We start from the raw sequence: 11,959 nt of genomic DNA on the forward strand, positions 1-11,959 counted from the left end.
AGGACCGTCAGGCGGTGAACAGGAGCAGTCCGAACAGCGCCACCCCCGCGGTGAGCCACGCGGCGTACTCTCCGACATGCCCGGAGTGCGCGGCGCGCAGGCGGTCGACCGCGGGCCGCAGGAGCCGCGGAGCCGGGCGGCGCAGGCCGAGCACGGCGACCGGCACCGCCAGGACCACCCCGGCCGCTCCGCCGATGACGCCGGCGGCGGTCCAGGGGTGCAGCGGCTCGGAGGCCGCGTGCCAGGCGCCGCCGGACAGCACCGCCGCCACGTAGCCGCGCTGGTCGACGAAGAGCCCCGCCGCGTGCGAGACGCCGTGGATCAGTCCGGTGATGAGGCCCAGCACCACGGCGCCGCCGGCGAGGACGATGGCCGGCGCGAGCATGGTCCAGGGCAGGCGTGACATCCTCGGCCCGGTCTCGGTGTCCTCGTGCTCGTCCGTCCCCTCGCCGGACGGGCCCACGCCGCGGAACACGCGTAGCCACACCCGCAGCACCGCACCCGCGGTGAGCGCGGACGCCACCACGCCGACCGGCGCGGCCCACCACCAGCCGGCCCGCTCGGCCGCCTCGTCCATGAGGCTCTTGCCGGCCCACAGCCCCGAGGGCGGCATCCCGGCCAGCCCCAGGCCGCCGATCAGGAAGACGGCGCCGGGCACCCGCATCCGGCGGCCGCGGCCGTGCAGCTCCCGTTCGTCGAGGGTCTCGAACCGGTTCAGCAGCGTCCCGGCGGCGATGAACAGCGCGGACTTCACACCCGCGTGGCCGAGCAGGTAGTACGCCGCGCCGGCGAGGGAGGCGTGGTCGAGAGCGGCGACGCCGAGCAGGATGACGCCGACGTGGCTGACGGTCGAGTACGCCAGCAGGCGCTTGACGTGCCGCTGGAGGACGCACATGACGCCGCCCAGCAGGGCGGTGACGACGCCGAGGGAGGCGAGGGCGGGCCCGGCTCCGGGGACGGCCCCGGCGAACGTCGCCCAGTACGTTCGCGCGACCGCGTAGACGCCCAGCTCCACCATGACGCCCGAGAACAGCACGCACACCGGCGTGGGGGCGACCGCGTGCGCGTCCGCCAGCCAGAAGTGGAAGGGCACCGCCGCCGCCTTGACCAGGAAGCCGGTGCAGACCAGCGCGAACGCGACGGTGACCAGGCGATGGTCCTGACCGGGGAGCCGCGCCCCCATGGCGGCGAAGCCCAGCTGCCCCGTCCGGGCGTACAGCAGGCCGATCCCCATCAGCGTGACGTACGCGCCCAGCGAGTTGATCACACCGAAGTTGAGGGCCCCGTGCACCGTCCGCGGCTCCTCGGCCTTGTAGCCGGTCAGGACGTAGGCGATCACGCTCATCAGCTCGAAGAACACGAAGGCGTCGAACAGGTCACCGGTGAGCACGAACGCGCACATCGCGGCGGTGAACAGCAGCATGAGCGCGTGGTAGATCGCCTGAACCTCGACGAGGTAGCGCCAGGAGAACACCAGGGCCGCGAGCGTCAGGACGGCGACCAGCAAGGCCAGCCCGGCGGCCATCGGGTCCGCGACGAGCGGGATCCCGGCGCTCACGCCGCCGCGTGGCCGCCACCCCCCGAGCCACGCCACGACCGGGTGCCGCAGCGCGGCCGCGAGCACGGCACCGAGCAGCACGGTCACGGCGAGGACGGTCCCGGTCGCGACCGCGTCGACCAGGGGGCGCGGCAGCCACCGGCCTCCCGCGGCGAGGAGGACCGCGACGAGGGCGGGTGCCGCGATCGCGGCCTGGACCATCACTCCAGCGGCCGGAGTTGGTCCGGGTCGATGGTGCCCCGCCGTTTCGCGACCTGGACGGCGAGCGCGAGCAGCAGGGCCGTCACCGTCGCGTTCACGACGATGTCGGTGAGCGCCATCGCCTGTACGACCGGGTCGACGACCTTCCCGGTCGGCTTGATGTCGGAGAAGACCGGGGCGGTCCCGCCCTTGCGGTAGCCGATGGTCAGCAGCAGGACGTACGTCGCCGACTGCGTCACCGACAGGCACACCACGACGTGGACGAGGTTCCGGCTGGTGACCATGCCGAAGATCCCGGCCAGCAGGATCCATCCGGCGGCGAGGTACGGCAGATGACTCACGTGCCTTCTCCCTTCCCCGCCTCGTCGGTGCGTACGAGGAGGGCCTGCTCGAAGAACTTGGTGAGCACCAGCACGATCGCGCAGCCGACCTCCAGCCCGACCATCGCGTTCATCGGTATCACCAGCCCGGCGCCGGCCAGGCCGAGTATCACGAAGACGCCCGCGGCGAGCGCCTCGCCCGCCTCGAAGGCCGGTACGGGACGCAGCCGGTCGAGGGCCGGGTAGTCGCCGGTGAGGTAGAGGAGGTGCAGTGCGGTGCCGAGCACGACACCGCCCTGGAAGCCGCCGCCGGGGGACAGGTGACCGTGCGCGACGATGTACACGCCGATCAGGAGCGTCACCGGGAGCAGGGCGTACCCCGTCAGGCGGAGTGCGTCGAACACGTCGGCGGGCCCGTACCCGTGCTCGCCGGCCTCCTCCTCGCGCTCCCGCCGTACCGTGCGCAGCAGGACGACGGCGCCGAGCGCGGACGCGAACAGGATCAGCTCCTCGCCCACCGTGTCGAAGGCGCGCTGGTCGAAGTTGACCGACGAGACGACGTTCTTCGTCCGCTCGGCGATCGCCGAGGTCACCGCGCGCTCGCCGTACGGATGGAACCGCCCGCCGAAGTCCGGCAGGCGGAACGCCGCCAGGACGTACAGGACCGCGAGGCCGGCCACGCCGATGACGAAGACGGCGAACCGCGCCCGGTGGCTCATCGCCGTTCTCCGTGCTGCCTGCGGATCGCGTGGATCGCGAGGATCACCACCAGGGGGACCACGACCGTGCCCACGGCGATCTGGGACAGCGCGACGTCGGGGGCCTGCAGCACCAGGAACAGGATGCCGAGCGTCACCCCGTAGGCGGACAGCACGATCGCCTGACGGGCCGGGTCGCGGGTCAGCACGACCGCCGTCGCCATGACGACGGCGAGCGCCAGGGCCACGATGAGGACGGCGTCAGCCATCGGGACCTCGCCGCGCGCGAGCGGTGGCGACGACGGTCGCCGGCCCGGTGCCGACGAGCAGCACACCGATGAGCACGAGTTTGGCCACGTCGTGCCAGGACGACCACGGGCGCAGGGCGAGCCCCGCGACGACCAGGGGCGCGGCCAGCACCGCGGCCGGCCCGATGAAGTGCAGCCGGGCGAACAGGTCCCGGGTGAGCAGCAGCCGGACCGCGCTGAGCACGGCGACCGCGACTCCGGCCCAGATCAGCGCGGCGCTCACAGGGTCCGCCCGATGAACCGCGCGTACACCAGTGAGCCCGCGAACGACAGCAGGCCGAGCACCAGCGCCACGTCGAGATAGGCGGGCCGGTCGTACCCCGCGGCCAGGAGCAGGAGGACCATCGTCGCCGTGGGTCCCGCGAGGATGAGCCCGGTCAGCCGGTCCGCCGGCTCCCCCCACAGGGTCGCGAGCACGGCGGGTCCGACGGCGGCGATCAGCAGGACGAGCGCGGCGGTCAGCATGAGGTCAGTTCCCGTTCGAGGAGGGAGGAGCGGTCCTCCGCGCGGTGGACCTGAACGGTGTCCCGGTCCGGGGAGACCCGGACGACGTACGCGCCCGGTGACAGCGACAGGAGGAGGGTCAGCACGCCGTCGCGGCGGGACGGCATCGCGACCTCGGCGAACCGGCCCCGCCGGGCCGGTCGCAGGAGCAGCAGGCAGTCGCGGACGATCTGCGGGGGCAGGAGGAGCAGGACGCGCGGCCGGGGACGGGCGATCGCGAGGTCGGTCAGGAGGGCCCGCCGCGTGGCGACGGCCGCCGCGGCGCCGAACACCGCCGCGGCGGCCCCGACGACGAGTTCGGTCACCGAGATCGTCGAGATGATCCCCAGGTAGATCCCGTACAGGGCCGCCCACCACGTCAACGGCTCGACGGCGGAGCGGGTCAGGCCCGCCGTCCGAGGGTCGTGCCCGGGCCGTCCCCGTGCGTCGCCCGGCCGTCTTCGTCCGAACACGAATGGCCGTATACCCGTTCGTCCGACCCGAAACCCGGGCGCTGCGCGGGGGGCCGCCGCCGTGTGGGGTCGATGAAGACGTGCGGTTTCACGGACAGCCGTTCCCCGACCCGCCGGTCGATGTCCTCGGCCATCTCCTCGACCCGGTCGGCGGTGATGTCGTCGGCGAAGCTCGCCCGTGCCGCGATGAGGAGGTGGTCGGGGCCGAGCCGCATCGTCAGCAGTTCGGCCACGTCGTCGACGCCCTCCGTCCTGTTGATCTCCTCGGCGATCAACCGCTGCTCGTCGGGGTCGGCCGCGTGGCCGATGAGCATGTCCCGGCTGTCGCGGCCGAGGCGGTACGCGACGACGATGAGCAGCACGCCGACGGCGACGGACGCGGCGCCGTCCCACATCGAGGAGCCGGTGAGCTGGGTGAGGACCAGGCCGCCGGCGGCGAGGACGAGACCGATGACGGCGGCGGTGTCCTCGAACAGCGCCGCCTTCACCGTCGTGTCCGGGCTGCGGCGTACGTGGTCCATGACCTCACGGCCCTGGTCCGCGGCCTCCCCGCGCATCTGGTGGACGGCACGGGCGAACGAGATGCCCTCGGCCACGAGCGAGACGGCCAGGACGATGTACGCGACCAGCGGGGACTCGTGCCCGTGCGGTTTCAGCATCGCGAGGATGCCCTCGAACACGGAGAACCCGGCGCCCGCCACGAAGATCCCGAACGCCGCCAGCAGCGACCAGAAGTACCGCTCCTGCCCGTAGCCGAAGGGGTGGTCGCGGTCCGGCGGCCGGTTGCTCTGGCGCAGCGACGTGAGCAGGAACACCTGGTTGAGGGTGTCGGCGAGGGAGTGGGCGGCCTCGGCGAGCATCGCACTCGATCCGGAGATCAGGCCGGCGACCAGCTTGGTCGCCGCGACCACCAGGTTGGCGGCGCCGGCGACGAGGACCGTACGACGGGTTGACCGATTCATGGGGATTCCGTTACCCGCGCACAACGCGTCGATACGCGCTGGCGGGTGCCCTGCCGGGGGGTTTCCCACCGGCGGAGACGTGCCGGCGGATACGCGCCGGCCGAAACGTCTCCGTCCGACGCACGACGGCGCCACGGGGCCCGGCTCGTGCGGTCCCCCGTGATGGATAAGACCTGCTCGGCCGATGGACGGCCGGAAATGGCCGGAGGACGATCAGATCAATACCAAGGGTGGATCCGGTCTCATAAGGCAGCATCTAATGTGATTGAGCTCACGTCCCCTGTCCCCGAACTCAGGATCTGCTGATGATCGAGGCGAAGAACCTCACCAAACGCTACGGCGACAAGGTCGCCGTGCAGGACCTCTCCTTCACCGTCCAACCCGGAAGGGTGACCGGATTCCTCGGGCCGAACGGCGCCGGGAAGTCGACGACGATGCGCCTGCTCCTCGGGCTCGACCGGCCGGACGGCGGTGACGCGACGATCGCCGGCCGGCATTACCCGGACCTGCCGCGGCCCCTCTCGGTGGTCGGCGCGCTGCTCGAGGCGCGCGCGGTCCACACCGGGCGCAGCGCCTACAACCACCTGCTCTGCCTGGCCCAGACCCAGGGCATCGGCCCCGCGCGGGTCCAGGAGGTCATCGACCTGGTCGGGCTGCGGGAGGTCGCCCGCAAGCGCGCCGGCGGCTTCTCCCTGGGCATGGGCCAGCGGCTCGGCATCGCGGCGGCCCTGCTCGGCGACCCGTCCGTGCTGATCCTCGACGAGCCGGTCAACGGCCTCGACCCCGAGGGGATCCTGTGGATCCGCAACCTGATGAAGTACCTCGCCGCCGAGGGGCGGACGGTCTTCGTGTCGAGCCACCTGATGAACGAGATGGCGGTCACCGCCGAGCATCTCATCGTCATCGGCCGGGGCCGGCTCATCGCGGACTGCTCGACGGAGGAGTTCATCGAGCGCAGCGCCGAGCAGCAGGTGGTCGTCCGCAGTCCGGACGCCGAGCGGCTCGCCGCCGTCCTCGACGAGGAAGGCGGCAAGACCACCGTCGACGGTGACGGCGCGCTGCTCGTGTCCAACCTGGAGGCTCCGCGCATCGGCGAGCTCGCCGCCGCCGGCGGCTTCGTCCTGCACGAGCTGACCCCCCGGCGCGGCTCGCTGGAAGAGGCGTTCATGGAGCTGACCCGGGACAGCGTCGAGTACGGCACGGCATCGGCCCCGCACGCCGAAGGAGACCCGCGATGACCACCGTTTCCAGCGTGACGGAACGCCCGGCCGTTCCCGCAGACCACCGGCCGGGCTTCCACCACCTGCTGCGCAGCGAGTGGACCAAGATCCGCTCGGTGCGCTCGACCGTGTGGTCGCTGATCCTGCTGGTCGTCCTCGACCTGGGCTTCACCGCCCTGTTCGTGGGCATCATGGTCGGGCAGTGGGACAAGGCGTCCCCCCAGGATCACGCGAACGCGATCGCCGATCCGACGAGCGCGATCCTCGGCAGCGGCTTCTTCCTCAGCCAGCTGACCGTCTGCGTCCTCGGCGTCATGGTGATCGCGTCGGAGTACTCCACCGGGATGATCCGGGCCAGCCTCCTGGCGGTGCCCCGGCGGGTGCCCATGCTCGCCGCCAAGGCGGCGGTGTTCGGGCTCCTCATCCTCGTTCTCGGAACGGCGGTGTCGTTCGTCTCCTTCTTCATCGGCGCGCCGATGCTCCATTCCAAGGCGCCCGTGTCGCTGGGCGACCCGGGAGTCCTGCGCGCCGTCATCGGCGGCGGTCTCTACCTCGCCGTGCTGGGCCTGTTCGCGATGGCCATCGGCGGGATCGTCCGGCACACCGCGGCGGGCATCACGGGCGTGATCGGATTCGTCCTCGTCCTGCAGCCGCTCGTCCAGTTGCTCCCGGGCAGCATCGGCAAGCACGTGCACGCGTACCTGCCGTCCGAGGCGGGTCATCTGATCGCCCAGGCGCACCAGGGCAAGGACGACCTCCTGACGCCGTGGCAGGGCTTCGGGGTCTTCTGCGTCTGGACCGCGGTGCTGCTGGTGATCGCGGCGGTCGTGCTCAAGCGGCGCGACGCCTGACGGCCGGCGCGCGCCTGACGGACGGCGCGACGCATGACGGACGGAGCCGGGCCGCGATCGGGCGGCCCGGCTCCGTCTTCGGCGTGGAATCGTCCCTGAGGCGGCACAACCACATAAGGGGGAGAAATGTGGCGACGCCGGGAGGATACGGGGGCAATCCTCCCGGCGTCGCAATCATCGGTGTTCCGACGGGGGCCCGGAACACCGGCACGGGCGCTCCGACGGGGGACCAGAGCGCCGGTACAAATCGTACACCGAACCCCCCCTCTGTTAGTCAAGAGATTGTCACGAGCCGATTTCGTCGCGCGGGCCGGAAATCTCTTTTCGGTCACCGGTCTTTGGCTCGTACGGGGTGAATCGCGCGGCCGAGTCCGGCTCGCGGCCGCCATTGGCGAAGATGACGGCGACATAGGGCAGCACCACCGCGCCGAGCAGCGCGACGATCGCCGTCAGCCGCCAGGCGCCGGGCAGCGCCACGGCGCAGATGATGCTCAGCAGGAAGCACAGCGCCCGCACGGCCATCGTGATCAGGTAACGGCGCTCGCGGTAGCCGATGTCCTCGGACAGTGGCCGGCGAGCGTCCGTCACCGTGTACACCACGGGCCGCTCACGTCGCCGGATCGGCGGTCTCACCCTCACTCTCCCCACCGTAGTCCTCGGGAGGAACCGGGCAAGCGCCCGGGTGATCCCTGATGCGCCACAGGCGTCCGTGCCCGCGACGGCGCCCCTCATCAGGCCGCGGGACCCGGCGGGGCGGGACCGCTCCCACCGCACCGCATGGCGGGTGCGCCTCGCGGGAAGGAGCATCGAAGCATCTCAATCGCGGCGCGGGAGGAACTGTCATGACGGACCGGACGTACCGGGTAACGGAGATCGTGGGCACCTCACCGGAGAGCGTCGACGCCGCGATCCGCAACGCGATCAGGCGGGCCGGGCAGACGCTGCGGCACCTCGACTGGTTCGAGGTCACCCAGGTGCGCGGCCAGATCGTCGACGGCGAGGTCGCGCACTACCAGGTGGGCCTCAAGGTGGGCTTCCGCCTCGAGGATGCCTGAGCGAAGGTGGGCTTCCCTCTCGAGGACGCCTGAACGGACGTTCCGGCCGACTTTACGGACATCGCCGGTGAGAAGGTGGTCAGCTCGCCTTGCTGACCGTCGACATGTTGAAGTCGGCGATCCGTAGCGGCGGCATCGCCGTCCGCGTGAAGTAGTCGGACCACTCGCGGGCGAGCGTCCGCCGCGTCGCCCCGGCTTCGGCGATCCGCGACAGCACGCCGACCGGGCTCTCGTTGAACCGGAAGTTGTTGACCTCGCCGACGACCTCGCCGTCCTCGACGAGGTACACGCCGTCGCGCGTCAGGCCGGTGAGCAGAAGCGACTGCGGGTCGACCTCCCGGATGTACCACAGGCAGGTGAGCAGCAGCCCGCGGCGGGTCCCGGCGATCATCTCGTCGAGCGTCGCGGTGCTGCCCGGGACCTCCATCAGGAGGTTGTCGACGCCGGGGGTGAACGGCAGGCCCGTCAGCCGGGAGGAGTGCCGGGTCTGCAGAAGCGCGGACAGCCGGCCCTCGGAGATCCAGTCGACCGGGCGGAGCGCGACCCCGTTGTCGAACACCGACGAGTCACGGCTGGACGCGTGCGCGACCCCGAAGGGCGTGCACTCCAGGCCGGGTGCCGCGGGATCGCTGTACAGCCGGACCGGCGTGCCGGTCAGGCTCTCGCCGACCTTCGTGCCACCGCCCGGTCGGCTGAAGACCGTACGGCCGTCGTGGGCGTCGCGGGCTCCCGCGGACCAGTAGAGGTAGACCATCAGGTCGGCGACCGCGCTGGGTGGCAGCAGCGTCTCGTAGCGGCCGGCGGGCAGGTCGATCCGCCGCCGTCCCCACTCCAGCCGCCGGGCGAGGTCCCCGGCGAGCGCCGTGACGTCCACGTCGCGGAAGTCGCGGGTGCCGACGCCGGTCCAGGCGGACCGGGACCGGTCGCCGGACTTGGCGTTGAGCTCGACCTTCCCCGTCGGCTGGTCGGACCGGAGCCGCAGCCCGGCCGAGGTGCCGAGGAAGGTGGTGTTCATCGTGTGCTCGGCGAAGCCGTACAGGAGGCGGGCGTTCGCGTCCGCCGCGGCGAACGCCTCGCCGAGCGACGGCGCGAAGCCCTCGAAGACGCCGATGGACGTCTCGGCCGGCGGCTCCTCCCATCGGCCGCTCGGACCGGCCTCGGCCGCCTCGATCAGCGACGTGGCGTCCTCGGCGGGGGCGTTGTCGGCCGCCGCCCGCTCGGCCGCGCGCACCAGGTCCTCGACCTGGTCCTCGGTCACGCCCGTACGGGACGTGACGCCGGTCGAGACGCCCTCGGCCTTGTTCTTGATCGCGATGACGGTGAGCCGCCGGGAGCGGGTGACGCCGTTGGTCGTCAGCGTGTTGCCCGCCCAGCGCAGGTTCGTGCCGCTGGACTCCTCGGCGATGACGACGCAGCCGTCCGCGCGCGACAGCGCCAGCGCCCGCTCGACAGTCTCCTGCGGGGTGGTCACTTGCCCGCCTCCTTCACCGCGTTGAGGATGTTGACGCCGCGGAACAGCGCGGAGGGCGTGCCGTGGCTGACCGGCGCGACCTGGCCCGGCTGGCCTTTACCGCAGTTGAACGCGCCGCCGAGGACGTACGTCTGCGGCCCGCCGACGGCCTCCATCGAGTTCCAGAAGTCGGTGGTCGTCGCCTGGTAGGCGGCGTCGCGGACCTGACCGGCGAGCCGGCCGTTCTCGATCTTGTAGAACCGCTGGCCGGTGAACTGGAAGTTGTACCGCTGCATGTCGATCGACCAGCTCTTGTCGCCGACGACGTACAGGCCGCGGTCGACGCCGGAGATGAGCTCCTCGGTGGACGGGCCCTGCGGCGCCGGCCGCAGCGAGACGTTCGCCATGCGCTGCAGCGGCATGCTCGACGGCGAGTCGGCGAACGCGCAGCCGTTGGACCGCTCCGCCCCGGTCAGCCGCGCGATCCGCCGGTCCAGCTGGTAGCCGACGAACAGGCCGTCGCGGACGATGTCCCACGCCTGCGTCTCGACGCCCTCGTCGTCATAGCCGATCGTGGCCAGGCCGTGCTCGGCGGTACGGTCGCCGGTGATGTTCATGACCTTCGAGCCGTACTGGAGGCTGCCGAGCTTGTCGGGCGTCGCGAAGGACGTGCCGGCGTACGCCGCCTCGTACCCCAGTGCCCGGTCGAGCTCGGTCGCGTGCCCGATCGACTCGTGGATGGTCAGCCAGAGGTTCGACGGGTCGACGACGAGGTCGTACGTCCCGGCCTCGACCGACGGCGCCGTGAGCTTCTCGGCCAGCAACTCGGGGATGCGGGCCAGCTCGTCGTCCCAGTCCCAGGCGGCGCCGGTGAGGTACTCGTAGCCGCGGCCGGCCGGCGGGGCGAGCGTGCGCATCGTGTCGAAGGCCCCGTCGCGGATGCCCACGGCGGTCAGCACCGGGTGCAGCCGGACCCGCTGCTGTGTCGTGACGGTCCCCGCCGTGTCGGCGTAGAACTTGTTCTCCTTGACCTGCAGGAGCGACGCGTCGACGTGCGCGACGCGGTCGTCGCCCAGCAGCCGGGCGCTCCAGTCGCCCAGCAGCGCGGTCTTGTCCCGTACGGCCACGTCGAACGGGTCGACCTCGTACGAGGAGATCCAGACCCGGTCACCGTGCGCGGGCTCGGCGGCCAGCTCGATGCGCTCGCGGTTGATCGCCGCGGCGACCTTGGCCACCTCGACCGCCTGCTCGGCGACCCGCGCCGCGGCGTCCGTCGTCAGGTCGATGCCGGAGGCGAACCCCCACGTGCCGGCCAGGATCACCCGGACGGCGAAACCGGTGCTGTCGGCGTCGATGGCGGTCTCGAGGTTGCCGTCGGACAGGCGCAGCGTCTGGTGACGGATGCGCTCGAGGCGGAAGTCGACGTGCTCCGCGCCGAGCTCACGGGCCCTGGACAGCGCCGCGTCGGCCAGCGCCCGCAGCGGCAGCGCGGTGAAATCCGAATCGATCTCTCTCACGCGAGCAACCTACCGCGCCCTACAAAGACCGGACGGTCCTCCTTGGCGGTGCCGTGCTCGTGTTACCTATCGGTAGGGCAATAGGCTCGCCACGATCGAACTGGAGGTTTGCCGAATGAGTCGCTCCGTCCTGGTCACCGGAGGAAACCGGGGAATCGGGCTGGCCATCGCCCACGAGCTGAAGAACGCCGGGGACGCCGTCGCCGTGACCTACCGCTCCGGAGAGCCCCCGGAGGGCCTGTTCGGTGTGCGCTGCGACATCACCAGCACCGAGGAGGTCGACGCCGCCTTCGGGAAGGTCGAGGCCGAGCAGGGCCCCGTCGAGGTGCTGGTCGCCAACGCCGGCATCACCCGGGACAACCTGCTGGCCCTGATGAGCGAGGACGAGTTCACCTCCGTCCTCGACACCAACCTCACCGGCGCCTACCGCCTCGCCAAGCGCGCCGTCCGCGGCATGATGCGCAAGCGGAACGGCCGCATCATCCTGGTGTCCTCCGTGGTGGGGCTGCTCGGGTCCGGCGGCCAGGCCAACTACGCCGCCTCCAAGGCCGGCCTCGTCGGTTTCGCCCGGTCGCTCGCCCGTGAGCTCGGCTCCCGCAACATCACGGTGAACGTCGTCGCGCCCGGCTTCGTCGACACCGACATGACCGCGGTGCTGGGGGAGGACCGCCAGGCCGAGATCAAGAAGCAGATCCCGCTGGGCCGCATCGCGCAGCCGGCCGAGATCGCCAAGGCCGTCCGCTTCCTCGCCGGAGAGGACGCCGCCTACATCACCGGCGCGGTGATCCCCGTCGACGGCGGCCTCGGCATGGGCCACTGACCCGCCCCCTGGAAACGAGCACCGGGCCGCGGTGAACGGCGGC

15 protein-coding genes are annotated in these 11,959 nt (G+C 71.7%); 4 read left to right on the forward strand and 11 right to left on the reverse strand.

Annotated elements, in window-relative coordinates; all coding sequences use genetic code 11:
- Positions 1-7: 7 nt before the first annotated feature.
- The 8 genes from NE235_RS19895 to NE235_RS19930 are packed head-to-tail and all read right to left on the reverse strand — an operon-like array spanning position 8 to position 5,003.
- Positions 8-1,759: a complex I subunit 5 family protein gene (locus tag NE235_RS19895; RefSeq protein WP_252805085.1), complete on the reverse strand. Its 1,752-nt coding sequence runs from the start codon at positions 1,757-1,759 to the stop codon at positions 8-10.
- Positions 1,759-2,100, reverse strand: coding sequence for a sodium:proton antiporter (locus NE235_RS19900; RefSeq protein WP_252805087.1), 342 nt, complete (start codon positions 2,098-2,100; stop codon positions 1,759-1,761). Before NE235_RS19900 ends, NE235_RS19895 begins: the two co-directional genes overlap by 1 nt.
- The gene (locus NE235_RS19905; protein WP_252805090.1) at positions 2,097-2,798 is read right to left on the reverse strand and encodes an MnhB domain-containing protein; all 702 of its coding nucleotides are present in this window, start codon (positions 2,796-2,798) and stop codon (positions 2,097-2,099) included. Before NE235_RS19905 ends, NE235_RS19900 begins: the two co-directional genes overlap by 4 nt.
- A complete protein-coding gene (locus NE235_RS19910; RefSeq protein WP_252805091.1) occupies positions 2,795-3,046 on the reverse strand; it encodes a hydrogenase subunit MbhD domain-containing protein in 252 nt (83 codons plus the stop codon). Before NE235_RS19910 ends, NE235_RS19905 begins: the two co-directional genes overlap by 4 nt.
- On the reverse strand, positions 3,039-3,308 hold the full coding sequence (locus NE235_RS19915; protein ID WP_252805094.1) for a monovalent cation/H(+) antiporter subunit G: 270 nt from the start codon (positions 3,306-3,308) through the stop codon (positions 3,039-3,041). Before NE235_RS19915 ends, NE235_RS19910 begins: the two co-directional genes overlap by 8 nt.
- Positions 3,305-3,550, reverse strand: a complete 246-nt coding sequence (locus NE235_RS19920) for a monovalent cation/H+ antiporter complex subunit F (RefSeq protein ID WP_252805096.1) — start codon at positions 3,548-3,550, stop codon at positions 3,305-3,307. Before NE235_RS19920 ends, NE235_RS19915 begins: the two co-directional genes overlap by 4 nt.
- Entirely contained in the window at positions 3,544-4,041 is a 498-nt protein-coding gene (locus NE235_RS19925) for a hypothetical protein (RefSeq protein WP_252805293.1), read from the reverse strand. The genes NE235_RS19920 and NE235_RS19925 overlap by 7 nt, the downstream gene beginning before the upstream one ends.
- Positions 3,972-5,003 (reverse strand): cation diffusion facilitator family transporter, encoded by a 1,032-nt coding sequence (locus tag NE235_RS19930; protein WP_252805098.1) that lies wholly within the window; start codon positions 5,001-5,003, stop codon positions 3,972-3,974. The genes NE235_RS19925 and NE235_RS19930 overlap by 70 nt, the downstream gene beginning before the upstream one ends.
- Before the next feature lie 305 nt (positions 5,004-5,308).
- On the opposite strand from NE235_RS19930, the gene NE235_RS19935 reads away from it, so the two are divergent.
- Together NE235_RS19935 and NE235_RS19940 are read left to right on the forward strand one after the other, a co-directional pair.
- Positions 5,309-6,241, forward strand: coding sequence for an ABC transporter ATP-binding protein (locus tag NE235_RS19935; RefSeq protein ID WP_252805099.1), 933 nt, complete (start codon positions 5,309-5,311; stop codon positions 6,239-6,241).
- Positions 6,238-7,074 carry an ABC transporter permease subunit gene (locus NE235_RS19940; protein WP_252805100.1) on the forward strand — a complete coding sequence of 279 codons (837 nt, stop codon included), beginning with the start codon at positions 6,238-6,240 and terminating at the stop codon, positions 7,072-7,074. The genes NE235_RS19935 and NE235_RS19940 overlap by 4 nt, the downstream gene beginning before the upstream one ends.
- Before the next feature lie 285 nt (positions 7,075-7,359).
- On the opposite strand, the gene NE235_RS19945 is transcribed toward NE235_RS19940, so the two are convergent.
- A complete protein-coding gene (locus NE235_RS19945) occupies positions 7,360-7,713 on the reverse strand; it encodes a DUF3099 domain-containing protein (RefSeq protein WP_252805101.1) in 354 nt (117 codons plus the stop codon).
- Between the two features lie 203 nt (positions 7,714-7,916).
- Here NE235_RS19945 and NE235_RS19950 point away from each other — a divergent pair, with 203 nt between their 5' ends.
- Entirely contained in the window at positions 7,917-8,129 is a 213-nt protein-coding gene (locus tag NE235_RS19950) for a dodecin (protein WP_252783578.1), read from the forward strand.
- A gap of 79 nt (positions 8,130-8,208) precedes the next feature.
- On the opposite strand, the gene NE235_RS19955 is transcribed toward NE235_RS19950, so the two are convergent.
- On the reverse strand, positions 8,209-9,600 hold the full coding sequence (locus NE235_RS19955) for a metallopeptidase TldD-related protein (RefSeq protein WP_252805103.1): 1,392 nt from the start codon (positions 9,598-9,600) through the stop codon (positions 8,209-8,211).
- Positions 9,597-11,096 (reverse strand): TldD/PmbA family protein, encoded by a 1,500-nt coding sequence (locus NE235_RS19960; protein ID WP_252805106.1) that lies wholly within the window; start codon positions 11,094-11,096, stop codon positions 9,597-9,599. The genes NE235_RS19955 and NE235_RS19960 overlap by 4 nt, the downstream gene beginning before the upstream one ends.
- Before the next feature lie 115 nt (positions 11,097-11,211).
- On the opposite strand from NE235_RS19960, the gene NE235_RS19965 reads away from it, so the two are divergent.
- A complete protein-coding gene (locus tag NE235_RS19965; protein ID WP_252783575.1) occupies positions 11,212-11,916 on the forward strand; it encodes a beta-ketoacyl-ACP reductase in 705 nt (234 codons plus the stop codon).
- Positions 11,917-11,959 lie beyond the last annotated feature (43 nt).

This window comes from Actinoallomurus spadix, from assembly GCF_024055725.1.
Lineage (GTDB): Bacteria > Actinomycetota > Actinomycetes > Streptosporangiales > Streptosporangiaceae > Actinoallomurus > Actinoallomurus spadix.